This window comes from Flavobacteriaceae bacterium, from assembly GCA_014075215.1.
GTDB lineage: Bacteria > Bacteroidota > Bacteroidia > Flavobacteriales > Flavobacteriaceae > Polaribacter.
The window spans coordinates 296,707-321,991 of sequence record CP046177.1 but is presented as its reverse complement, the minus strand read 5'-3'; the positions used below and the strand labels follow the sequence as shown (position 1 = coordinate 321,991).

Sequence of the window (25,285 nt, the reverse complement as noted above, 5' to 3'; positions counted from 1 at the left end):
CATAAGGCCAATGATGACATTAATGATAGATTGACGTTGCTAAAGCATACAAACACACACTCTATTTCCCAGCATCCGTATTATAAAACGTTTAAGCTTTCCGTAGATATTGCTTCCAAATTAATTCACAATTACCATCCTGTAGACTTATTCAATTATTTGGATAATACCTATTACAAAAAAAGCTTTCTCAACTGCTTGGAACGAAAACCTCATGAGACCATAGGCGTTTTAATCCACGGAATTAACCTGATTCAAAGCAATTTTATTGATATTAAAAAAACACCAGAAGAATTTACAAAAAACCCTTGGATAAATTTCGAGCAATTTAAGCAATTAAATACCCTATCCGAATGGAACTTTTTTATTGGACTGATTTATCAATCCGATCCTACATTTATCGAAGACCTCTTTCCTAACATAGATTTCTCTAAAATACATCCTTTAAAAAACAATCTTGAAAAGGTGCAATCAATATTCTCGGAAATACTAACAGCATTAGTGGAAATACGTGATTATACATCAAATCTTACTGAAGAAAATATTGGTGATAATTTTATCGGCTACATGAAAATTATTACTAAAACCGTTGAAAAAATACGTAATGAAAATTCCCAACTGGACGATTATCTGGAGCTGGCAGATTACGTATTGAATATTTACGATAATACGGGTCAACGACAATTTATGGGGATTGATTATTTTAGATGCATAAAAAAAGACGATGCATTTAGAATTATTAGCATCTATCCTCCCTCAAGATTTATTACTTCATTTTGATATTGTATTTTTTGAAGAATTAGGAGATATTTCAGTTAAAAAGGATGCTTTTCACATTTATTTAGAAGAGAAGAATATTCTACCAGAGGGTTACTCAAAGGGTAATTATGAGTCCAAAGGTTTTATTAGCAGTAAACAGATTCAAGATTTTCCCATACGCGGTAAAGCAGTTTATCTACATATAAAAACAAGACGATGGCGAGATAAGAAGACTAAAAAGGGAGCGATTAAAAATGATTATTCATTCATTGCAGAAGGTTCTAAATTAACGTCAGAACTTTCTGATTTTTTAAAAGCTACAGGTAGAGGCCCGAGAAGATACGATCAGTAATATAGCGAGTTATTACGGTATTTACCCACGAACTTTACAACGCCATTATAAGAAACAGATAAGTGGGTTTGATAGTTGGAATCAAAAGCCCCATTGTGAAGATTATCTTATTTATCCGAAGAATATAGGAGAGTATTTAAGTCTTGATGAAGTAAGTCTATCTAAAGGTGAACTTTATTACCTATTTGACCAACAAGAACGGACGAAGTAAACAAGGAACTTTAGTGGCTTGTGTAAAAGGAATTAAAAGTGATGATATTATTACTGCTATTGAAAGAATACCCTTAGAACAACGCAAACAAGTCAAAGAAGTAACTTTAGATATGGCAAATAATATGAATTTAACAGCTAAGATTTGTTTTCCAAATGCTAAAATTGTTACCGATAGATTTCATGTGGTAAAACTGGTAACAGAAGCTTTACAGCATGTTAGAGTACAGCATCGGTGGAAAGCAATAGAAGATGAAAACAAAGCCATTGAAGCTGCTAAAAAAGCAAGGAAGAAACACAAACCCATAGTGCTATCTAATGGTGATACAAAAAAGCAACTTTTGGCTAGAAGTAGATATATTTTAGCTAAAAAGACAAACGATTGGACACCTAATCAAAAACAAAGAGCAGAATTATTATGTAATCTTTATCCAAACATCCAACAAGCCTATAAACACACTTTAGAATTTAGAAGCATTTATCAAGAAAAATGTAAAGTAAAAGCCAAACAACGATTTGAACATTGGTTTGAGGATACAGAAAAATTGGAATTTAAAAATTTCAATACAGCAATGAACAGTATTAAACATCATTTTAATACCATCTTAAACTTTTTTGACAATAGGAATACAAATGCAAATGCAGAGTCTTTTAATTCAAAAATAAAACTCTTTAGAGCCAATCAAAGAGGCGTAAGAGATACACAATTTTTCCTCTTTAGACTTGAAAAATTATTCGCTTAATACCCATAAAATTTACTTGAGCCGATAATACCCGGAAAAAAAATTATAGTAATTCGCTCCATTACACCCTCTTAATTCTTGAAAAATTATACGGAGATAATGCTGCATACAATGAGGTCTTAACAAAAATTGACAAGTACATATCTTTTATGTCAGATGTCATTAATTCAGAAGATTCCGATGCGATAAAAGAAATTATAAAGAAACATGTAGCTCCTTCAGTAAGTTTTATTCATAAAAAGGAATATACCAGTACCATAAGCATTACCTCACAACCAGGATATTTTGTTAGTACTGAATCTATAGAGAATAACAACGGCTTTGTGTCCGGAATTACCTTACCTATTGGATTTGAATTTACTTGGAAGGTAAAAAAGAGACCTGATCCGACCAAGAAAATTCAAAACGGTTCCTCTATAGGAATTTTTGCGCAGCTACTGGATTTGGGAGCAATGCTTAATTTTAGGGTACATGACGATTCATCTACTTTACCGGATAAGGTTGAAATAAAACATGTTTTTTCACCTGGCGGTTCTATCACTTACGGACTAAAAAATTCTCCTCTAACATTTGCGTTGGGCTACCAATATACTCCGCAATTGCGAAAAATAACTTTAGATAATGGAAATGAGATTTTTCCTAACGGACATCGTATTTTCCTCCAAATAGCATGGGATATTCCGTTAGTAAATATCTACAGAAGCAACTCAAAATAACGTATATATGAAACCATTGTTAGCCTTTTCTATCTTTGCCCTATTTTTATTTTCGCAAGAATGTTCCTGGTCGCAAGAGAAAAAATGCGCTCCAAAAGCGTCAAACCGAACAAGAATTGTCGGAAACAATATTCCGAATGCTTATACCTGTTATATAGAAATGCGTAGAGGCTGGTTTAGCAAAAAAAAGGGAACAGGCATGTTAATACATCCCAGAGTGGTATTAACAGCGGGTCATAATACCGCGTTTTATCTACTTAGCAAATCTGCTCCTTTTGTCTTTTCATCAGTACATCATGCCGATATGTATTTTGGTAGTATTGATAAAGACAATTATTTATTCAAACAATCCTTAAGGCTAAAAAGAGGAAAATCGAAATTTTTTAATAGCGGTTATTGGCTTTCCGGAAAAATAAGTAAAGACTTTTCTATTATTATATTACCAGATTCTGCTGCCTATAAAGCGGTTGGCGGCCATTATATCATACAGCTCATTAACAAAAAAGAAGATATCGAAGCTCCTATAACATTAACAGGCTCTCCTGGAGATAAGAACGATTATGAAATTTGGACTGAAGAAACCAACAATTTTGAGATAGAAAACGCCAAACTGTCTTATGATTTGTATACTCAGGTTAGAAATAGTGGATCTCCTGTTTGGTTCAAAAATAATGATGGAGAATATCGGGTAGTTGGTGTACATTCCAGAAAAGATTATGATTGTAATGCTTCTGTATTAATAAACACAGATACATACACGGCAATTTCTTTTCCTTTCGTGATATATTTTTCGACAATCTCAGCAGTCTTGCCCCAGGCGACTAGGGAATGCCAGTCAACACGACTTTGCTTATTGCCATCTGCATCTTTGTAATTCTCATTGGTAGCTAGTGAAAATTTGGCTAGTTTTTTACCACTTTCTAAAGTAATCACTTCTGGGTCTTTTCCTAAATTTCCAATCAATTGTACTCTGTTTCTTAATGTATTCATAATTTCTATTTTTTTAATGCCTGCCTGTCGGCAGACTGGGTTATTGCTTTTTGCATTGGGTTGTAGCCCAAAAATTCGATAATTTTTTGTTGGTTTTCCTCATTGGGATTGCAAGTTCCTCGTTCCCATTTGTCAATGGTGGATTTGTAAACTTCGAATTCCATAGCTATTTCAAATTGGGTATATCCGTAATCTAACCTGAATTGCTTGATATAATCTCCATAGCTTTGAGGAACGAGTGGATATCCCTTTTTAGGCGGCGCTTGTGCCGTCAATTCGATGGTACAAATGGTCAACGTAGCCCTGGTTGTGCGTGGTTTGAACGTAAAACCTAGAAAATCAAACTGCTTTGGATAGCCTCTTACTCGTTTTCTTCTGTAAGTTTGACAGTACACCAGTTTTGTTTTCTCTTCATTTAAACGTAAATGGCATTCTTCTAGTCGTTTTCGTATCGCTTTCAACAAGCGTTTTGCTTCCCAGTCTAAGTAACAATGCACAATAATATCATCTGCATAGCGTACAAATTTCATGTACTTACTTTGTTTTGGAAGTCATTTGTCAATAACATAGTGTAGAAACAGATTTGCTAAAAGAGGGCTAATTACGCCTCCTTGTGGTGTCCCGTTTCCGTTTTTGGGTGTTAGTGTACCATCTACTGACTGACTGGGGCATTCCAGCCAACGTTTGATGTACAACTTTACCCATCTTTCTTCTACGTGACGTTCTAAGGCTTTCATTAATAATTCATGGTTGACTTCATCAAAGAAGTTCTTGATATCTATATCAATGACCCACCAATATTGCTTAACGTTCTTGCGGACTTCATCCACGGCATCGTGCGCACTTTTGGATCGTCGATATCCATATGAGTTTTCATGAAAAACCTTTTCTAATCTGGGTTCTAAATACGTCTTGAGTACTTGTTGGGCTATGCGGTCTTCTACTGTAGGAATACCTGGTTTACGTTCGCCCCCATTTGGCTTGGGTATTGTTACCTCTCGTACTGGTTTGGGAAAATAACTGCCTGATGCTTGTCGATTCCATAGTTTGTACAGATTTTTAAGTAAGTCTTTCTGATAGGCTTCCAGACTTTCTTTATCTACTCCTGCACTACCCTGTTCGCCAAAACTTTCCGGTAGACTTCCCGAACCATTTGTTTGGTAATCGGTACCGTTTTTAATTCTGTTTCAAATAATGAAGTCATCCTCCTTTTTTTTTAAGTTGTTAAATCATTTAAAACTGTATAACTGAAGCCCTTTGCTCTACTTCCATTACAGAAGCTTCATCACTACTACGGCTTCATCCGCCATCCTTATTAACTTTGTTATTCTACCTTACAGGGATATCTTGTTTGAGTATTTCGCTTAGCATTTAATAAGGACTTCCCGTGTTCCATGTAAGAGCCTAAATAAGAGTCATGCCACCTCAATAACGACTGCCCTGTAACCAGTATGCAAGTTCCCGTTACAGTTATCACAAGTGCACACAATAACCAGCTTTTGACAGTGGGGTAAATATCTCTCATTACTTCTTCAGTGGTTCATTTGCATTCATCTCTCTTATTCGCACCTGACTAATCTTGTTAGCCTTTTCCCCTTTCCCTTCAATACCTTTCTATTACTATCCAAGCACCGAGGGGCGGTTTAAAGACTTCGCTTGCACAACGACTTTGGTAGACCTACTACCATCTCCTACACAACATTCTTTTAATCAGGGCGAACGCCCTGTTTCAAGATTCACGGCACAATAGGTATATATTTACATCAACTAAACCCTATCAAAATAAAAGAACACGGAAGAATGGCCAAAAGTATTTTTAAATATGGACTGGATTATATCGCTTCTGTGCTGTTAAACCATGTAAATCAAAACAATATTAACTTGACAAAATTTTTGTCATGTACTTAGCTTAATAATATTAAAAAGAGTCGTAAAAAATTCGACCATCCATTATGATACCTGATGATCTTTTTAAACTGAATATTGAAGGGCTCTAATGCTTTATCCTTATTGGTTAAATGAATTAAAGATTGAAAAATTAAAAGGTTTACAAAATGTTCTAATGATTCTTCTAAGTTATCTAAACGGGCCGTTTCATAAAAACCCATTATAATTTACTAAAAAACAATACAACCATTTTTTGGCATGCTCTTTGAAATCCTTACTGAAAATGCGGAAGCCGAAAAGCAAAAAGAGTAGGCAAATCCCTAAATCACAAATTATGAGAAAAGGTGTACTATTTTTATTAGGAATGTTCATGATGGTTTCTTATGTTGAAGCCAAAAATGGCAAAAAATCAGCTGAGATCATTGGGGTTGAAAATCGTTATAGCGATGCTGTTACTTTTGTTGAAAGGGGAATTAAATTTCATGTTTTTTTAAACGGTGACTTCGATTTTGACTCTGGATATATCAGACGAAGAAACAGAAGAATTCTCATTTACAGAGATGATCAGGGAAGGATCAAAAGAGTTGGAAATGTTTATATCAATTATGATCGCAGAGGAAATGTGCGGAAAATTGGTTCTATATACATGAGATACCATAGGGGAAGATTAACCCGTTTCGGGAATCTGCAAGTTCGATACAACAGGTGGGGAAATCCGAGGTTTTACGGACAAGTACCATATACTAATTACTATAATGACTATTATTACGATGATTATTCGGCAGAGTTTAATGTTAATATAGGAGCTATTTGTGCTTATAACGATCCTTATTTTTATAGAAGTGAGTTCAGAAATAATTACAGAAGATTTAGAGAAGATGACAATTTCTACTACTATAGGGCAAAGAAAAATGCTAAAGTTTCCAGAGACAAGATTCTAAGAAGAAGAAAACCTGTTAAAAAAGCCATCAGTAAAAGAGCTTAGCACAAAAGTAAATGCAGACTAAATCCGGTTTCGAGGTTAAAAAATGAGGGTTAAATCATCAAAACCTCACAAGTTTTAAAAGCCTGTGAGGTTTATCAGTACATTATTTTATCTAATTAGTTTCTTATACTTAATTCGTTTTGGTATTAGATCGCCTCCTAATCGCTTTTTCTTATTCTCTTCATAATCAGAAAAAGAACCCTCAAAGAAATACACTTGGCTGTCTCCTTCAAAAGCCAAAATATGTGTACAAATTCTATCTAAAAACCACCTGTCGTGACTAATCACTACAGCACAGCCTGCAAAGTTTTCCAGACCTTCTTCCAAAGCTCGTAATGTATTTACATCCAGATCATTGGTTGGCTCATCCAGTAATAATACATTCCCTTCTTCTTTTAAGGTCATTGCCAGATGCAATCTGTTGCGCTCTCCCCCCGATAATGTGTTTACTTTCTTATTTTGCTCGCTTCCTGAAAAATTAAAACGACTTAAATAAGCTCTTGAGTTTATCTGCTTCCCTCCCATCATGATCAAATCTTGTCCATCAGAGAAATTTTCCCATATAGATTTTTCAGTATCTATATTCGTGTGTAATTGATCTACATAGGCAATCTTTACAGTCCCTCCTACGCTGAAACTTCCCGTATCAACACTTTCTTCTCCCATAATCATTCTAAAAATAGTGGTCTTTCCGGCACCATTAGCCCCAATAATTCCAACAATTCCTGCTTGAGGCAAATTAAATGTCAAATTTTCATATAACAATTTATCGCCATAGGCTTTGGAAACACCTGCTGCTTCAATCACATGAGTCCCCAACCGTGGCCCATTGGGAATAAATATTTCGAGTTTTTCTTCTTGTTGGCTTTGATCTTGATTCATCAAACGCTCATAGCTTTTTAAACGTGCTTTTTGTTTGGTTTGCCTTCCTTTAGTGCCTTGCCGTACCCACTCCAATTCTCTTTCTAATGTTTTTTGACGTTTTGAAGCCGTATTCTTTTCCTGAGCCAGTCGTTTTGACTTTTGATCTAACCAGGATGAGTAATTTCCTTTCCACGGAATACCTTCTCCCCTATCTAATTCTAAAATCCAGCCTGCAATATTATCTAAGAAATATCTATCATGCGTAACGGCAATTACAGTTCCTTTATATTGAGCCAAATGATGTTCTAACCAATGTACGGATTCCGCATCTAAATGGTTGGTTGGCTCGTCTAACAATAAAATTTTGGGCTCTTGTAGTAACAATCTGCACAAAGCCACTCTTCTTCGCTCTCCTCCCGAAAGTACTTTAATTTTTGTATTGGAATCCGGAGTTCTTAGTGCTTCCATAGCTATTTCAAGTTTGGTATCTAATTCCCAAGCATTTGATGCGTCAATTTTATCCTGTAATTCCGCTTGCTGTGCCATGAGCTTATCCATTTTATCCGCATCAGTATACACTTCTTCCAAACCGAACATATCGTTGATTTTATGATATTTATCTAAAATGGCTACTGTTTCCGAAACTCCTTCTTTGACAACTTCAATTACTGTTTTTTCCGGATCTAATTGCGGATCTTGTTCTAAATAACCAACCTTATATCCCGGAGAAAAAGTAACGTTCCCCTGAAAGTTTTTTTCCACTCCGGCAATAATTTTTAACAGGGTGGATTTCCCAGATCCGTTGAGCCCCAGGATACCAATTTTAGCTCCGTAAAAAAAACTTAAATATATATCTTTTAAAACTTGTTTGTTTGTATTTGGATACGTTTTACTAACTCCTGACATGGAGAAAATAACCTTTTTATCATCTGACATTTTGATAGTAGTTTATTGTAGTAAAAAATTATACCCTTCCTTTAAGTGCATTAAAAACCCAGGCAATTGCAAAAAAACCAACTCCCACAGCACCAAACCCCCAACCGGCAGTATCATCGTAACGAAAAATCCCTAATCCTATAAGGCCCAACCCGACAACAATCATAATAATGGTTGCCCACGCCAAAACTCCATTTTTATCCATACTTGCTTTTTAATAGTGAAAAGCAAATATAAAAAATCAAATTTTTGCTGCCAAGCGGCTGCCCTGATCTATAGCTATTTTCGCATCTAACTCGGCAGCAACATACGCCCCGCCAATTACATGCACTCTTTTTTCCGTATTTTTTAGTGCTTCATATAGTTCTCTGTAAGGAGTTTGTCCCGCACAGATAACAATCGTATCAACTTCCAAAATTTTTGATTCTTTATTCCGAATATAGTGTAATCCCCGATTATCAATCTTTGTGTATTGTACTTCGTCAATAAATTGTACATCTTGTTTTTTCAAATTTTTCCGATGAATCCAGCCTGTGGTTTTCCCCAGCTTTTCCCCAAATTTTCCTTTGCTTCTCTTCAACATATATACCTCTCTTTTCCCCGGCTGTATAACAGGTTTTACCCCGGCAATACCCCCTCTGGCTCTCATGCTTTTATCAATTCCCCATTCTTGTAACCATTTGTTTAAATCCAATGTGCTTGATGTTCCTTCGTGTAGTAAATATTCCGAGACGTCAAATCCAATACCTCCGGCACCTATTACTGCAACTCTTTTGCCAACAGGTTTTTTATCTTTTAAAACATCTAAATAGCTGAGTACTTTTTCATGATCAATTCCATCTATTTTTGGCATTCTGGGCTTGATTCCCGTTGCAATAATGATTTCCTCAAAATCGGATTTTTGAAGGTCTTCCGCACTTACTTTTGTATGTAATTTTAATATAACATGATGCAATGCTATTTGTTTTTTGAAATAACGAATGGTTTCATAGAACTCTTCTTTTCCCGGAATTTGCCTGGCAATAGTAAACTGCCCTCCTATTTCACCGGCTGCTTCAAATAACGTTACCTGATGGCCTCTCCGCGCTGCAATAGTAGCTACAGACAAGCCTGCCGGTCCTGCTCCAACCACTGCAATTTTCTTTACTCTCTCGGCCCTGTCATAATTAAATTCTGTTTCATGGCAGGCCCTTGGATTTACCAAACAACTTGCCACCTTTTGCTGAAATACGTGGTCTAAACATGCCTGATTACAAGCAATACATGTATTAATTTCATCTTCTTTTCCTTGTGCTGCTTTATGCACCCATTCCGGATCCGCTAGAAACGGGCGTGCCATTGAAATCATATCCGCATCTCCCCTGGCCAATATTGCTTCGGCCGTTTTTGGCATATTAATTCGATTGGATGTAATTAACGGAATGGAAACTTCTTCCTTCATTTTCTTAGTTACCCATGTAAATGCTGCTCTTGGAACCGAAGTAGCTATCGTAGGAATCCTGGACTCATGCCACCCGATTCCCGTGTTGATAATGGTAGCTCCTGCTTTTTCAATTTCTTTTCCCAACATGACTACTTCTTCCCAGGTACTTCCTTTTGCTATCAAATCCAGCATGGAAAGCCTGTATATAATAATAAAATGTTCGCCAACAGCTTCTCGAACTGATTTTACTAACGCGATGGGGAAACGCATTCTATTTGCATACGATCCACCCCACCTGTCTTTTCTTTTATTGGTATGTGTTACAACAAATTGGTTGATGAGATAGCCTTCGGAACCCATAATTTCTACACCGTCATAGCCTGCGGTTTTTGAAAGCTTTGCACAATTTACAAAATCTCTGATGGTTCTTTTAATCCCTGATTTTGTTAATCCAAAAGGTTTAAAACGGTTTATGGGTGCTTTAATTCCGGATGGAGCAACATTAAAAGGATGGTATCCGTAGCGCCCTGCATGTAAAATTTGCATACAGATCTTTCCTCCTTCATCATGAACGGCTCCGGTTATTTTTTGATGTTGCCTTGCATGTTTTTTAGTCGACATTCTTGCAGAAAACAGTGCTGTCCACCCTTGTATATTGGGTGCAATACCGCCTGTAACAATAAGCCCTACTCCTCCTTTGGCTCGTTCAGCATAATATGTTGCAATCCGTTCCCCTCCGTTTTTAGTTTCTTCCAGCCCGGTATGCATAGAACCCATTAAAATTCTGTTCTTTAAAGTTGTAAAACCTAAGTCCAGGGGGTCAAAAATATGCGGATACTTCATAGGGCTTTACTGATTAGCTATTATGTGTGCGTACTATTTTTGCAAGGTACTATTTTTTATAAAAACAACTCATGCAAATCCCATTTTCCCCTATACCAATTTTCGTAATGCTTTTATAATTTCAGTTTATGTATTCATCACATATAGCTCCGGAAAACTTAATAAAATGCCGATTGGGTATTTTTTGTAGTAATAGTTGCGATATCAATTTTCAAGAAGTACCAATCTCCCATTTTTTCTACCACTCCCCTTATCTCGGATGGCTTTCCTATGTATGGCAAAATTTCTTTATGAACAGGGTTTCCGTGAATATCGGTAACTAAATAATATTCGGAAATATTATTTTGATCCGTAGTTGCTAAAACAGGAGGTATCCCCCCGGAAATACATCGAACAGCACAGCTTCTGTGAATTTTTCCCTTACCCGGTTTCATCACTCCAAAATAGCATTTAGGGTCAATAATTTCGCCTTTTAGTGTCATTTCACTAACTAATTCTCTAACGGGTATTTTTGCTTTGGATTCATTCACTAAAGTTACTTTTTCTTCGTCGGTAATTTGCAATAAGGTTTTTCCGTTATAATAAATCAGGTTTCCTTCAATACTCAGGGTTTTTCCATTTAAATCCTGAACCTCACCCTGTATTTTTTCTAAAAACGGGTGCGCGCTTGATTTACCAAATCCCAAAAGTAAAATATTTTTATGTGTATTTTTCGCCACTTCTACCTGTAACATCGGGTAAGGCATTTCGTGATATACGCCTACTATTTTGGTTTCACTGGTTAATTCGAAGGTGCTATTCTTAAATGATTTTTGAGAAAAGCTAAAAATCAGCCCTCCGGCAACTAATATAAGCAGAGCTGCTAATACAAATTTTTTAATTGTTTTTTTTGTATTTCTTCCTAAACTACCTTCTATATAAGGAACATAAAATTCATCGTTTTTTTTCATTTCTATGCCTGCTTTAAAGTGTTTTAAACTTGTTTCGTTGCATTCTTAATAATTACACGGTTCAATAGCCGTACCTTCTGCAAATGCTTTTGGATTGATATAGATTGTATTTTGTATCAGTTTTACCTCATAAGTAGCTACTTTTTCAGTATACGGTCGTGGCGACTGCCCATTGCCGGGAAGATATTGATATCCGTGCCACGGACAGGTTATGCAACCGTCAATAATTTTTCCTTCTCCCAAAGGACCTCCCTGATGCTTACATACATTATGAATAGCAGAGAGTTTTCCATCGTATTTAAAAACAGCTACCCGTTCTTTTTCTACGGTAAAAATTTTTGCCCGGTTTTCTTCAATTTCATTAACATCACACACCTGCAGCCAGCCTTCTTTCTCCGGAAGTCTTTTTTGATCTATCCTACTTTCTTTCCGTCCCGCTATAATATGCAAACTGGTGATCATTATAAATCCGAGTAACACTATTCCTATGGTAAAAGGCGAGGCTTCTTGTTGGAAAGCTCCTAGAAACACATGTGCTATAATCAATATATAAGCAATATAGACTAGCATATGGAGTTGTTTCCACACTTTTGGAGACAGGTTTTTTAAGAAAAAGTCATGACTCGTAGCTGCCATTGCAAATAAGATCAACAAGGCAAAAAATCCCAATACCTGAAACGGGAAATTTGTCAGTGAATCGTATTCCATATTAGATGTAAAGAGCGAGTAAACAGGATTTACATCTCCTAACGTATGAAATTGTATGAACGAAAATACGCCATGAATCATAGCAGCGAGAAACATACTCACCCCCAAATGTCTTCTATTGTATAAGATGGGTAAGAATTTTGTATTTAACCTGCTAAGCGGCCCGATAGATAAAATGATGTGTAGCATTATCATCGCCAGAGATCCAAAAACTCTAATCACTAACGTTTCTACACTGGTTTCGGTATTAAAAATAAGTGTAATAGCTCCAAATAATACTATATACAATAACATGCCGAACACAATTATTGTGTCGTATTTTTTTTTGTCTTTATTCCAAAGTACTAATTGATAATCTAACCCCATTAAAATAGCATTTTAGTGATAATTTCTTTTTTTATTGCGTCATATAAAACAATTCCTTTTGGTAACTCACCAATCTCAAAATGATAAATCCCTGCATGAGTTATTTGTCCAATAATTCCGTCTTTTTCTCCTTCGGTATCTGTTGTGTAGAGGACAGAAGAGGCATTTTTTAGTGTTGTCTTTAAAATAATTTCTATAGAATTTGCGTACAATCTTACTTTTATCAATTCATTTTCAATACTTTTTATACTTTCTTTTTTTGTCTCCTCTATCGTATGTGCTTTCTTTTGATTTGAAGAAAGAATTGTCAAATCTTTAACGGAAAAAAATATCAATATCGGTATTGCTATTGCTATAATTAACCAACTGTACTCATGTATTTTTCGTAACCCTGACGTCATAACGATTTTATTTTTCTCGATTTTGATATTAAAAAAGGCCAAACTGCCACTATTCCGGGGAATAACAAGATCCGTACTCTTTTTTTACTATTTGCTAACAGAGGGTCTATTTGACTTGCTCCTTTAAACAGAAAATAAATCCCGAACAAGATACCGATACAAAAGTAAATCAGTAATGCGTTTATAATAATTAAAATAATGATCATTTTTTATATCATTAAAGAGTTGCTTCTGCTAAGGCTACTTTGGCAACTTCATCTGCAACAATATTTGCTGTTTCCAAAGATAAAGGGCTTGGCAGTATATTATCTTCCGATATATTCTTAACGCAACCGGCTAAGGCATGTGCTGCCGCTATTTTCATAATCTCTGTAATTCGCTTTGATTTGGCTTTTAAAGCACCTTTAAAAATTCCCGGAAAAACAGATACATTATTCACTTGATTTGGAAAATCGCTACGTCCCGTACCCACAATTCTTGCCCCTCCTCTTTTTGCAATGTCCGGCATAATTTCAGGAATGGGGTTAGCCATTGCCAGTACAATTGCATCGGTATTCATTGATCGAATATCATTTCCGTCTAAAAGATTTCCCTTAGATACTCCTATAAAACAATCTGCTCCTTTTAAAGCATCTTTCAAACTTCCCGAAAGATGCTGTTTGTTGCTGTAAGCCAAAAGTTCTTTTTTGTATTCGTTTAAATCCGTTCTGTCTCTGGATATAATACCTTTTGAATCACAAACCAGTACATCATTTGCCGGGACACAAACATTAGGGTCGTGTCCCACACAACGCAACAATCTGGCAATCGCGGTTCCGGCTGCTCCTGCTCCGTTAACTACAATTTTCATTTCTTCAACAGGTTTTCCGATTACCTTACCGGCATTGATCAATGCTGCCAACAGTACAATGGCAGTTCCGTGCTGATCATCGTGAAAAACAGGAATCCCTATATCTTGAAGTGCTTTTTCAATTTCAAAACATTTTGGTGCTTTGATGTCTTCTAAATTTATCCCCCCAAAAGTAGGGGCTATCGTTTTTACTGTAGTAATAATATCTTCTGAAGTATGGGCATTGATCACTACCGGAACTCCATTAATTCCGGCAAACTTTTTAAATAAAATAGCTTTCCCTTCCATTACAGGAATGGCTGCTTCCGGGCCAATATCACCTAATCCCAAGACCGCAGATCCGTCGGAAACAATGGCCACCGTATTTCCTTTCATTGTCAAGTCATAGGCCATAGAAGTATCTTTGGCAATAGACTCACAGACCGATGCTACACCCGGGGTATACGCTACTGATAAATCATCGGCGTTTTCCAGAGGGAACCGGGAATTAATTTCCCATTTTCCCTTTAAGTGTTTGTGTAGTACTAATGATTTTTCAAAATAATCCATAGTTTATATTAAATTTACATCGGTCATAACTTCTAAAAGTGCCGGACCATTGTGGTTTTTAAGTTTTTCCATTGCCGGGATTAACTCTTCGGGCTTTTCTACTCTGATTCCCAGTGCTCCGCAATTTTCGGCAAATTGGGCAAAGCTTGGGTTTTTAAGCGACGTATGCCAAACATCTACTTTCGCTGATCGTTGTTCTTTAGATATTTTTCCGAGCTCCGAATTATTAAGAACAATATGTTTGATATTCATATCGTACTTTACCAAGGTAGTTATTTCCGTCAAATATTGTCCTAAGCCTCCATCTCCCGATACTGACCAAATGGGTCTTTCATGCCCTTTTGCTGCCCATGCTCCCATAGCTGCAGGTAATGCAAATCCAATAGATCCTAAATAGCCTGACATTAAAACAGCCTGGTTTTTAGGCTCAAAATAACGGCCAAAAGAATAGGTATTGTTTCCTACGTCAACTGCAATTACAGCATCTTCCGGGACCACTGTATTCATGGCATCAAATACGGCAATAGAACTCAATCTTTTACTACCGGTATCTCGTAATCTGCTTTCTTTTTCCTTTCTCCAATAACTCCATCGTTCGGCAATTTCTTTGCGTTGGTTTATCGTTTTTGTCTTTCCTTTTGTTTGGGTTTCCAACAGTGCAATGGTTTCAGATATCTCTCCCCAAAGTGCTACATCCACTTTGTGAAACTTGCTCAATGCCATAGGGTCAAAATCTACCTGGATAATAGGTTTTTTAGGGGTAATCCCCGTATGATTGGAAAATGACGCTCCAAAAACGATTAGCAAGTCGGATTCGTTCATAAACCAGGAAGCAACGGGCGTTCCACTCCTACCTAAAACACCGCAACCCAATTCATGGTCGTCTGCAATTAGGCCCTTGCCTTTAAATGTTGTAATCACCGGGCAGTTCAGGCTTTCCGCATAAGCGGTGATAGCTTTCATTTGAAAACGTGCTCCATGACCTACGATAATGGCAGGTCTTTTTGCATTGATGATACACTCCACTGCTTTCCGTAACATCTCTTTTGGAGGAGAAATATTGAACGGTGTGATACGGTTTTCCGGAGTTTGTGCTTTTTCTCTTTTCGGTTTCTTACTAAATGCCACTTCATCCGGAAAAGTAAGATGCGAAACATCTCGTTTCACTAATGCGTTTTTAATGGCTAAAGACATTAATTCACTATGATTTGAGTTGGTATGAACGGCATGATTAAATTCGGAAACACTTCCAAAGGCGTTCACTAAATCTACTTCCTGGAAAGCTCCGGTGCCTACTACTTGTGTATTTACCTGTCCGGAAAGCGCTAATAAGGGTACGCGGTCTACTTTGGCATCCCACATTCCCGTAAACATATTTGTAGCTCCGGGCCCTGCAATTCCAAAACATGCAGCCGGTTTTCCCGTAAGTTTTGCATATCCGGAAGCAGCAAAAGAAGCAGCACCTTCATGGCGAATCCCAAAATATCTTAATTTTCCTTTTTCTTCTTGCCTTTTCATAGCATCTGCTACTGCCAGATTGCTATGTCCTACCATTCCAAAAACAGTGTCAATTCCCCAATTCACCATTGTTTCTATCATTACGTCAGATACTGTTTCTTCATGAGGAGCTTCTTCTTCAACTCCAACAAAAATTGCACCGTCCTGTTCTTTTACCGGAAAGGTATCAATTCCGTCATCATACCCTCCCGGAGGTGCTCCCGTGCAAGGGTCAAAATCCCAGCCATGCCACGGACACCGCAACAGCCCATTTTCTATAGAACCTTCTCCCAGCGGGCCGCCCTGATGCGGACAGCTATTATCCAATGCTGAAAATTTGCCTTTATAATGTGTCAGACAGATCCCTTTATGATTTGCCGTAACTGTTTTTACACGACCTTCAGGGAGTTCTTTTTTATTACTTAGTACCTTATGCCAAATAATTTTTTTCTCCATTTAACTATTTCTTTAATGATTTTGAAATTAATTTCTCAATGGTTAATCCTTGTGTAATAATTGAAAAAACAACAACTACATAAGTTACATATAAAATAATATCCCTTGTTTCACCGTCTGGTAATGTAAGTGCTAATGCTATTGATATCCCTCCTTTTAAACCAGCCCATGTTAAAATAATACGTTCTTTAGCATTCGCTCTATTTGATTTTTTAAGAAGAAAATTTGATAGATAAATGGCTATGTATCTTGAAAGTAAAACAATAATAATGGTAACCCCTCCCAGTAAAAGGTAGTAAATATTAAAATCGACCATAATGATTATAATACCTATAAGAACAAAAAGTATTGCGTTAAAAATTTCATCTAAAATTTCCCAAAAGATATTCATATGATTTTTAAATTCTTCTGAAAATTTTTCAGAATGTAAACTATCTCCTACAATTAACCCTGCAACTACCATTGCAATGGCGCCAGAAATATGAAGTAAAGATGATAAACTATAGCCACCTAAAACAATAGCTAATGAAATATGTACCGCTATTATGGGTTCTTTAGAAACACTTCTAATAGATATTTTTCCTAAGTATCCTAAAATCAGCCCCATTAATATTCCGCCTCCTGTTTCAATACTAAACTCTTGGGCGATATGAGTAATTTCGAGTTCATGTGATAGTGTTGCTAAAGATAGAAGTGATAAAAAAACAACTATTCCAATACCGTCATTAAAAAGTGATTCTCCTACTATTTTTATTTCCATATGCTCCGGTGCTCCTGCTTTTTTTAATAATGCCAGTACCGCAACCGGATCGGTTGGAGAAACCAAAGCTCCAAAGACTAAACTATAAAAGAAACTTATTTCAAAGCCAAATAAAAGTACGAGGTAATAAAATATTGTACCTATTATGAAAGTACTAACTAGTACACCAAAGGTTGCATAAATTATAACAGAACCTTTCTCTTTTAAGAGGCTATTTAGGTTTACGTGAATAGCTCCTGCAAACAATAATATTCCTAATAAAAAGTCAAACAATATTTTTCTAAAATCTATTTGTTTTAATGATGGATAAATGCTCATGAAATATTCTTTATCATAAAGATATATAGAGCTTCCTATTGAAAATGATATAATGATAGAAAGAATAAGTATTCCGATAGTTCCGGATAATTTTAAAAATTTCGCATTGATAAAGCTCAAAAGAGCAGCTAATGCGGTAATACCTATAAGTATTTGAAACATAATTATTGAATTCCGGCGTAATTGATGCCTGTTAGTTTATGTATATCTGTATCAAATGTCGATAAATCGTTAGGGTTAAATTTTGAAATACCATCATATCCGCAAGCTCTGGAAATTACTTTAATCAAATCATTTGCCGCAGTAAAATAATTATACAACTGTTTGGCAGATGACTGAATGATTAGCCTGCTTCTTAGTGATTCTTTTTGTGTGGCAATTCCTACCGGACAATTGTTGGTACCGCAGGCTCTCATTCCTAGGCAACCTATAGCTTGTAAGGCCGAATTTGAAACGGCTATGGCATCCGCTCCTAACATTAATGCTTTTGCAAAATCTTCTGCCGCTCTCAAACCTCCCGTAATGACTAATGTAATATCCGTAGCCCCAACGGTATCTAAATATTTTCTGGCTCTTGCCAGAGCAGGAATCGTAGGTACATTGATATGATCTCTTAAAATGGTGGGGGCAGATCCCGTACCTCCACCTCTTCCGTCGAGGATAATATAATCTACGCCTACATCTAAGGCAAATTGAATGTCTTTTTCTATATGACTGGCTGCAATTTTAAATCCAATCGGAATCCCTCCTGTGCGTTCTCTTACCTGTTCGGCAAAATTTTTAAAGTCTTTTACTCCGTAAAAATTTGGAAAAGTTGCCGGAGAGATAGCGGTTTCTCCTTCTTTTAATCCGCGTACTTTGGCTATTTCCTGGGTTACTTTAGTCCCTGGCAAGTGTCCTCCGGTTCCTGTTTTTGCTCCTTGCCCTCCTTTAAAATGAAAAGCCTGTACGTTGTCCAGTTTTTCCCAAGAAAAACCAAATTGCGCTGAAGCTAATTCATATAAGTATCTTGAATTGTTTTCTTGTTCTTGTGGTAGCATCCCTCCTTCTCCGGAACAGATTCCCGTTCCTGCCATTTCTGCTCCTTTTGACAATGATATCTTTGCCTCGCGAGATAAGGCACCAAAACTCATATCACTAACAAAAATCGGAATGTCTAATGCTAATGGTTTTTTAGCTTTTGACCCGATCACTACTTTGGTATTTACTTCTTCATGATCTAGCAACGGTCTGGTTGCCAGTTGTGCAGGTAAAAATTGAATGTCATCCCACTTTGGCAGGGTGTTTCTATCAACTCCCATAGAGGCTGAAAACCCATGATGACCTACATTTTTTAAACCATTTTTAGCAAGTTCTCTTATGTAATCCGTATATGGTTCCGTATCTTCAGGATGGGTATCTGCATAGGTCCCCAGATATTCATTGCGATTAAAAGGTTGTGGGTGTTCTTTTTCGAAGGTATCAATTTCATTCTCATCGACAAATAGCGAATCTCCTTCTATATATTCTTGAAATTTATGTAATATTTCATCATTATTATACTCGCTGACCCCGGTATCATAGCGATAATCCCAACCATGAACTCCGCAAATTAAATTATGCCCATCTATATGCCCGTCTGCTAATAAAGCTCCTCTGTGATGACACCTCCCGTAAAGTACCGATATTCCTTTTTCGTGTTTTATAATAACAAGATCCGTATTTTTTACCAGAGCATATGCAGGTTCTTTTGCTACAAGGTCAGCTATTTTGGCAATTTCAATTCGTTTGGTTGACATCATGGTTTTTCTTATGGGTACTAAAATAATGTTTCTGTTGAAAAAATAAAAATTCTATTACAAAGGTCGTATAAATGAACTTATTCAGCACACACTATTAAAACCACGACAAAAAGGTTCCAACATTGGAACTTTCCAATAATGACAAGGGTTTTAAGGAAATGACATAAGTTGAAAATTTATAAAGACATAGGAATATTTAATAGTGGATATTTCTATGTTCTTTCATGACTATAAAGTGAATTTTATATAATCGTAACCATTGGTGCAAAACGAGCCGTTACCGATAAACAAGCCATAGAGCAAAGCTATGCCAAAGAAGAAGCCATGCTCACCTCTAAACATGAGGACTTACAGGAAGACCTTAGAGTCCTAAAAAAGAAAGAGCGTGATTTTGATAGCAATCTTGGACATCTGATTCGTAACTGGCGTATTGCTTTATTTTTCTTAGTGCTACTCTCATTTTCGGAAGTAATGATTAACTACAAAATATTCCTGTTAATCTCAAGCAATAGTTTTGGAGCATTAGTATCGAGTGCAGGATTGGCGATTTGTTTCTTTATAATCGCCCATATTTTCCCTGATGTTTTACGCCTGTTTGATACTAAACTAAAGAAATGGTTAGTCGGCCTAGGGATTATCACTTTTGTATCTGGATTACTCTACAGCTTCTCTGCACTACGCCTATCCTATAACGCTAATCTAGGACAGGGCACAGAACATACCTCTGAATTTAATTTCTTGATCATCAACCTTACACTTTTTTTATGTGGTGTATTACTCACATTGATGACAAAACCCACCAAGCAGACTTTCTCTGATTATTACAATCATAAAAAGATTGGCGACCAGATTAAAACGCTAACTAAAGAATTCAAGGATACAGAAACACGATTGACCCTACTTCTGAAAGAGAAGAATGACAAACTCAGTCAATTGGATGGGATATTACTGATGGCTCACAGCTACGAAAAAGTGATATCTGCCGAGTATCTAAAAGCCTTTGCCATGTGGTGTAACGAGAATTTAATAACACGTAAAGATAAGGTGCAACCCAATGCCTTTTCCGAAACTCCAACACCACTAACGACGTATTTCGATAACGTAGAATTCCAAAATTACACCGATAAACCAAATACAAATTCATAACCCTTTAAAACAAATCACAATGAAATATTTACAACACTTAGTAATAATAACAGTATTAGCCATCCTAGTTTTAGGATGTGCTAATCAGACCCCATCGACACTACACTCACTTACTGTAGCTGTTGATTTAAGTGAAGCGGATGGTTTTCGCCCAAAAGCAGATTTTATATTAGACCGCTTGGAAAGCGACAATATTTTTGATGGTATTGAAATATCCTATATCCCAATTATAGACACACGTTATACAGAACGTCATGCATTTACATTATCAAAATCTAGTGCTGGATGGCTTTCAAACGAGGATTCAAGACGTCGTTCACGCCGAGCATTATCCACCCAGTTCAGAGATACTCTAGCCAAGTATTGCGTTAATGATAAGCCACTAAAATACTCAGCCATCTTTGGTACTATTGTTACCGAACTTAATAGACTAGCTTCAAAACAAGGTGTTCGTAAACTTATTTTGATATCCGATTTAAAAGAACATAGTCCTATTTTCTCAATCTATGACCCCAGACAAGCACGTCGGCTTTTAAAATACCCAAAGGATGTACAGGCAAGGTTTGAATCTATGGTTCGCCTTGCAGATAACTACAAGGGTATAAACGTTGAACTTATCCACTTGCCAAGTCCAGAAGAAGAACAGCATTTCTCGGCGATGGTAGCACTTTATCGAGCTGTTATTGAATCACGAGGTGGAACCCTAACTATTGGCAATCAAAAAACGGTAAAACTATAACGATGAAAACATTTTTTACAATACTCGGCTTTTTTTTAAAAATATTTTTAATAGCTATTTACTGCCTTACTAGGGCAAGTGAACTGATCCTTACCGCCTTTAATGGGGCATTTAAGAAGCTGATTGATACGAATTTGAAATAGTATAAAGTAGATAGTAATAAGTATAAAGTAATTAGTAACAAAAAAATAAAAAACAACATTATGATACATGATATTTTAGATAGTATAAGTGATGGTTTAGATGCCATTTTACAATGGATTGTCGGCGGAAAACACGCCTACAAAGGCAAACTGGGTAATTCCAGAAAGGTTTTGAAATACAAACACCGCAAAGGTAATGGTATCCGTATTGGTGAGAAATTTATCTCCATGAAACAAAGTTTACATGGTGGACTTTTACTCATTGGAAAAACTGGTATTGGTAAAACTTCTAAAATTTTTGCACAGCAATTATTTGGTGCATCAAAAATGGTGGATACCTCCTTTGTAGTTTTTGACCAAACGAAACAGGCAAGAGATATGGCGATGCCTTATATGGAACAAGAATTGGGCTATGATGAGGATATTATCAATTTCGCCGATGCCACCCAATCCACAGTCGGTTGGAATCCTATCGAAAACCTACCATTAGATAGAATTAACCGTTTTTCAGAGGAACTCGTGGCTATTGAAGGTGGTACTAATGTCAAAGAACCGATTTGGAACAATACCGCTTCAGCTATTATTGGAATGATGATTTGGCTTTTAAAGTACATACAAGCAGAATTAGGCACCAATAGATATACCAACCTTTACAATGTTCGCTATCTGGTAACACTCATACAGGCAAACGTAAAAAAAATGAATGTCTTGGTAGCAAAATATGGGGATGATATGCTCTATACCAGTTATCGAGGGCTGATAAAAAACGATGCCAAATTTTTAAATTCTGCATTGTCTAATACACTTTCAGTTTTAAAGAATTGGCAAGATGAGAACGTCATAAAAACCACAGCACGTACTACATTAGATATGGGTTCGTATCGTGATGAGAAACGTATTTTATGGATTCAAAGTAGCGTGATGGCACAGGATTATCTCAAAGGGCTTAATTCCTTATTCCTCAAAGAATGGTTTACCCAAATTATTGAAGCTGGAATTCCTACAAAAACCGATAATGTCATCGCTTTTTTAGTGGATGAAGCGGGAAGTTTGAAAACCAAAAACAAGCAGTTTATTCCTTTTATTAGCTCTCAAATTCGTAAGTATAAAGCATACGGAATATGGGGTTATCAGTCCTTTAGTCAATGCCAAGACCTCTATACCCAACAAGGTGCAGAAACTCTAAAAGCCAACACAGGCAGTGTTTTATATCTCGGAGGAACAAACTTGGCTACAGCCACAGAGATTAGTAAATCCCTTGGGAAATATTCGTATAAAGAAAATGATCGTACCCATCATAGGGAAGTATTAACCCCACAGGAAGTCATGCATAAAAATACCAAAGACGGTGGTATTTTTATTAGTAGTGGACAACCTCCAATGCTTTTAAAACGCATTAAGGCGTATTACCAAAATAAGAAAATCAATACGTGGGCAGAAGAGCAAGCACCACCAATTCAAGGTGGCTTCCAGCAAATGCCACCACTACTTCCTGTAGATGAGTTTATTGGTAATACGGATTCAAACACCTCTGACAATGGCTAAAACAAGCACCTTATTTGATCCAGGGAAAATTCTACAGTGGGCAGAAGATGGTTTGACCTTTTTGTCTCTAAAACTGGAGATCAGAGTTCAGCGCTATACCCAAAGTAAAAAAACGAAGGATATAGCGCAAGAGCGTAGTAAACATCGTGAAATAGAGCGGAAAAAACGCAATAAGGAGATTGCGAAAGAGCAGGAATCCGCAATGGATCTTCATAGGGAATTCCAAAGTCGAAAAGCGGCTGAAAAAGAGCAACAATTTCAGGAACGTATGGAAGGACTAGAGCAAGATAACGAGGGGCTTTCCCAAGAAACAGGAATGGAACTTTAAAAATAAATGACGATTAAAACCTTACAATTATGAAATTGATAACAGAAGAATTAAAAAAACGATTTACTGAGATTGGCGATCAATCAGAAGACAAAAACCCTATTATCGTTACCAAATTTTTTGACCCCTGTGGTTCGGCAACATGGTATGCAACAGAATATAACTCCGAAACAAATACGTGTTTTGGATATGTAAGTGGTTTGGTTCCCGATATGCCAATCTGTGATGAATGGGGAGCTTTTTCTATTGATGAATTGGAATCAGCACAGAGACAATTTCCAAAGATTATTTTTGGAAATCAGGAATACATTCCTGAAGTAAGATATGGAATAGAAAGAGATATACATTTTAAGGAAACTCGTTTCAATCAACTTATTGAAAAACAACATCTTATTAAATCTGAAAAGAATACATCCAATAAACTCAAAGAACGGCTTGATTCCCTAGAAGTAGACAGCCAAGACGTGTCTAAAGACCATGGATTTGAAATCGAATTCTAATGAAGACAAAAGAGTTTCCATACAGCAATGTTGAAGCCTATTTGGATGCGATAGGTGTATTACAACATGGTACTGCTTTAGAGATTACAGAGGCACGAAAAACCTTTAGAAAATTGTATCTAAAGCAGTATCGCAAACGTTATGCTAAAAATCACAGTTCGGTTAATATCGTCTTTACCAATGCCGAAAAGCATTTGTTGAAACAGTTGGCAGTAGAAAATGGTAAAAAACTAGCCAGTTTTATCAAAACCATTGCACTTAATACCCTTAATGGAAAACAGCAATTTGGAAATACATCCACTAATTTTTCTGAAGTCAAACGCTTATTCTCGCTTTGTTACGATATGGTTGAAACCCTACAATTTGAAAATGAATACCCTCAGCTCAAAGCCTCGTATGACAAACTGGAACAGTTATTTAGTCAAATAGAACCGCTTTTAGATGATTATTAAAGCCATCAGTCATACCACCCGAAATTCGCCCAAGAAACTCATTAATTATATTTTTGATGGTCGGAAATCGCTTGAAGACCCAAGGGGTAATCGGCTTGTTTTTAAACAGCACCTGCGTTCTCATGACAAAGACAAATGGATTAAGCAATTTAACGAACTAGAAACTCAAAGACAATCCCACTACGCCAATAAATCTGTAGTCTGTCAGCATATCGTAGTGTCGTTTTCAGACAAGTCTACACAATATCTCAACAGGGAAATCATCAAAGATTTAGTACAAAAGTTTATTGATTTATATACCGAAGGGAATCAGCTCTGCGTAGGTGGTGTACACTTCGACAAAGGCAAGAACTGGCACGCCCATTTGGTGGTATCTCAATTAAAACTAGATGGTTTTAGTGGTTGGAAAACCAAATCATGCTTTGCAGAGATTAAAAAAGAAGTCCAGAATTATCAAATCGAAAATTACCCACAACTAGAAGATAGTATTGTGGAACATGGACTTAAAAAAAAGATTAGTCCGCTCCTATTCTGAAAAGGAAACCCAGTTTACAAAACGAATGGCAATGCCATCGGATAAAGATATTTTATTTGAAAAAGTACAGGGATTATTTCAAAAAAGCCAGTCCATATCTGAGTTTGAAAAACTATTGTCAAAAGCTGAAATTAAAACCTATCATATAAACAACAAACTCTGTGGGGTTTATTACAAAAAAAGACGCTACCGACTAAAGCGAAGTCTTGGCATTGACCCCGAACATTTACTATTAAAAGATAAAACCCTAGAGCGTATCAAATCTTTAAGCGAAATAATAGATGAACGAGAACAGGATTTATCCAAAGGTTATGACCTCGAATTTTAACTCCATAATCAAGATTTAAGTAATAATTACGATTAAATTATTTTCTTAAATGCTATACTGGATTTGCATACAGACAGACAAGCCGACTCATTGAGGTCGGCTTGTCTGTTTTTTATCGTTGTGTGAAAAGGGGTTTGGGGAATCCCCAACCAGATGGGAGTTTGATATGGAAATGTAGCGGTAGCGGAAGTTCCTATCAAACTCCCAATCTGGCTTTGGATTGTC

At 36.5% G+C, this 25,285-nt stretch carries 25 protein-coding genes and 1 pseudogene; 13 read left to right on the top strand and 13 right to left on the bottom strand.

The features are described 5' to 3' along the window. Positions 1-30: 30 nt before the first annotated feature. From GKR88_01670 to GKR88_01655, 4 genes and pseudogenes are all read left to right on the top strand, one after another. Positions 31-780, top strand: coding sequence for a hypothetical protein (locus tag GKR88_01670; GenBank protein ID QMU63108.1), 750 nt, complete (start codon positions 31-33; stop codon positions 778-780). After that, complete coding sequence (locus GKR88_01665; GenBank protein QMU63107.1) at positions 725-1,111, top strand: hypothetical protein; 387 nt, start codon at positions 725-727, stop codon at positions 1,109-1,111. Before GKR88_01670 ends, GKR88_01665 begins: the two co-directional genes overlap by 56 nt. A gap of 58 nt (positions 1,112-1,169) precedes the next feature. Then, positions 1,170-2,064: pseudogene (locus tag GKR88_01660) on the top strand (DDE transposase). A 149-nt stretch (positions 2,065-2,213) separates the two neighbouring features. Beyond that, positions 2,214-2,780, top strand: coding sequence for a hypothetical protein (locus tag GKR88_01655; GenBank protein ID QMU63106.1), 567 nt, complete (start codon positions 2,214-2,216; stop codon positions 2,778-2,780). A gap of 714 nt (positions 2,781-3,494) precedes the next feature. Here the strand turns inward: GKR88_01655 and ssb are convergent. The 4 genes from ssb to GKR88_01635 all read right to left on the bottom strand — a co-directional run bounded on the left by ssb (position 3,495) and on the right by GKR88_01635 (position 5,295). Next, entirely contained in the window at positions 3,495-3,770 is a 276-nt protein-coding gene (gene ssb / locus GKR88_01650) for a single-stranded DNA-binding protein (protein ID QMU63105.1), read from the bottom strand. Positions 3,771-3,775: 5 nt separating this feature from the next. After that, positions 3,776-4,300 (bottom strand): helix-turn-helix domain-containing protein, encoded by a 525-nt coding sequence (locus tag GKR88_01645; protein ID QMU63104.1) that lies wholly within the window; start codon positions 4,298-4,300, stop codon positions 3,776-3,778. Positions 4,301-4,321: 21 nt separating this feature from the next. Then, a complete protein-coding gene (locus GKR88_01640) occupies positions 4,322-4,951 on the bottom strand; it encodes a hypothetical protein (GenBank protein ID QMU63103.1) in 630 nt (209 codons plus the stop codon). Between the two features lie 143 nt (positions 4,952-5,094). Next, positions 5,095-5,295, bottom strand: coding sequence for a hypothetical protein (locus tag GKR88_01635; protein QMU63102.1), 201 nt, complete (start codon positions 5,293-5,295; stop codon positions 5,095-5,097). A gap of 696 nt (positions 5,296-5,991) precedes the next feature. On the opposite strand from GKR88_01635, the gene GKR88_01630 reads away from it, so the two are divergent. Continuing rightward, the gene (locus GKR88_01630; protein ID QMU63101.1) at positions 5,992-6,642 is read left to right on the top strand and encodes a hypothetical protein; all 651 of its coding nucleotides are present in this window, start codon (positions 5,992-5,994) and stop codon (positions 6,640-6,642) included. Positions 6,643-6,750: 108 nt separating this feature from the next. Here GKR88_01630 and ettA read toward each other — a convergent pair whose 3' ends face one another. The 9 genes from ettA to GKR88_01585 form a co-directional block, all read right to left on the bottom strand. Further along, a complete protein-coding gene (gene ettA / locus GKR88_01625; protein ID QMU63100.1) occupies positions 6,751-8,442 on the bottom strand; it encodes an energy-dependent translational throttle protein EttA in 1,692 nt (563 codons plus the stop codon). 241 nt (positions 8,443-8,683) lie between these two features. After that, a complete protein-coding gene (locus GKR88_01620; GenBank protein ID QMU63099.1) occupies positions 8,684-10,708 on the bottom strand; it encodes a SidA/IucD/PvdA family monooxygenase in 2,025 nt (674 codons plus the stop codon). Positions 10,709-10,866: 158 nt separating this feature from the next. Next, complete coding sequence (locus tag GKR88_01615; GenBank protein QMU63098.1) at positions 10,867-11,658, bottom strand: hypothetical protein; 792 nt, start codon at positions 11,656-11,658, stop codon at positions 10,867-10,869. A 45-nt stretch (positions 11,659-11,703) separates the two neighbouring features. Beyond that, the gene (locus GKR88_01610; protein ID QMU63097.1) at positions 11,704-12,732 is read right to left on the bottom strand and encodes a Rieske 2Fe-2S domain-containing protein; all 1,029 of its coding nucleotides are present in this window, start codon (positions 12,730-12,732) and stop codon (positions 11,704-11,706) included. After that, on the bottom strand, positions 12,732-13,133 hold the full coding sequence (locus tag GKR88_01605) for a hypothetical protein (GenBank protein ID QMU63096.1): 402 nt from the start codon (positions 13,131-13,133) through the stop codon (positions 12,732-12,734). The genes GKR88_01610 and GKR88_01605 overlap by 1 nt, the downstream gene beginning before the upstream one ends. Positions 13,134-13,350: 217 nt before the next feature. Further along, positions 13,351-14,532 (bottom strand): NAD-dependent malic enzyme, encoded by a 1,182-nt coding sequence (locus tag GKR88_01600; protein QMU63095.1) that lies wholly within the window; start codon positions 14,530-14,532, stop codon positions 13,351-13,353. A gap of 3 nt (positions 14,533-14,535) precedes the next feature. Then, complete coding sequence (locus GKR88_01595) at positions 14,536-16,485, bottom strand: Rieske 2Fe-2S domain-containing protein (protein QMU63094.1); 1,950 nt, start codon at positions 16,483-16,485, stop codon at positions 14,536-14,538. A 4-nt stretch (positions 16,486-16,489) separates the two neighbouring features. Continuing rightward, positions 16,490-17,731: a sodium:proton antiporter gene (locus GKR88_01590; protein QMU63093.1), complete on the bottom strand. Its 1,242-nt coding sequence runs from the start codon at positions 17,729-17,731 to the stop codon at positions 16,490-16,492. Next, a complete protein-coding gene (locus GKR88_01585) occupies positions 17,728-19,341 on the bottom strand; it encodes a Rieske 2Fe-2S domain-containing protein (protein QMU66610.1) in 1,614 nt (537 codons plus the stop codon). The genes GKR88_01590 and GKR88_01585 overlap by 4 nt, the downstream gene beginning before the upstream one ends. 327 nt (positions 19,342-19,668) lie before the next feature. Between GKR88_01585 and GKR88_01580 the strand changes: the two genes are divergently transcribed. From GKR88_01580 to GKR88_01545, 8 genes are all read left to right on the top strand, one after another. Further along, positions 19,669-20,490, top strand: a complete 822-nt coding sequence (locus tag GKR88_01580; protein ID QMU63092.1) for a hypothetical protein — start codon at positions 19,669-19,671, stop codon at positions 20,488-20,490. 19 nt (positions 20,491-20,509) lie between these two features. Then, complete coding sequence (locus GKR88_01575; GenBank protein ID QMU63091.1) at positions 20,510-21,229, top strand: hypothetical protein; 720 nt, start codon at positions 20,510-20,512, stop codon at positions 21,227-21,229. A 203-nt stretch (positions 21,230-21,432) separates the two neighbouring features. Further along, a complete protein-coding gene (locus GKR88_01570) occupies positions 21,433-22,917 on the top strand; it encodes a type IV secretion system DNA-binding domain-containing protein (protein QMU63090.1) in 1,485 nt (494 codons plus the stop codon). Further along, positions 22,910-23,245: a hypothetical protein gene (locus GKR88_01565; GenBank protein ID QMU63089.1), complete on the top strand. Its 336-nt coding sequence runs from the start codon at positions 22,910-22,912 to the stop codon at positions 23,243-23,245. The genes GKR88_01570 and GKR88_01565 overlap by 8 nt, the downstream gene beginning before the upstream one ends. Positions 23,246-23,274: 29 nt before the next feature. Beyond that, entirely contained in the window at positions 23,275-23,745 is a 471-nt protein-coding gene (locus GKR88_01560; GenBank protein QMU63088.1) for a DUF2958 domain-containing protein, read from the top strand. Next, entirely contained in the window at positions 23,745-24,197 is a 453-nt protein-coding gene (locus tag GKR88_01555; GenBank protein ID QMU63087.1) for a hypothetical protein, read from the top strand. The genes GKR88_01560 and GKR88_01555 overlap by 1 nt, the downstream gene beginning before the upstream one ends. Then, positions 24,187-24,732, top strand: coding sequence for a hypothetical protein (locus tag GKR88_01550; GenBank protein ID QMU63086.1), 546 nt, complete (start codon positions 24,187-24,189; stop codon positions 24,730-24,732). Before GKR88_01555 ends, GKR88_01550 begins: the two co-directional genes overlap by 11 nt. Continuing rightward, on the top strand, positions 24,695-25,060 hold the full coding sequence (locus tag GKR88_01545; protein ID QMU63085.1) for a hypothetical protein: 366 nt from the start codon (positions 24,695-24,697) through the stop codon (positions 25,058-25,060). The genes GKR88_01550 and GKR88_01545 overlap by 38 nt, the downstream gene beginning before the upstream one ends. Positions 25,061-25,285: the final 225 nt, after the last annotated feature.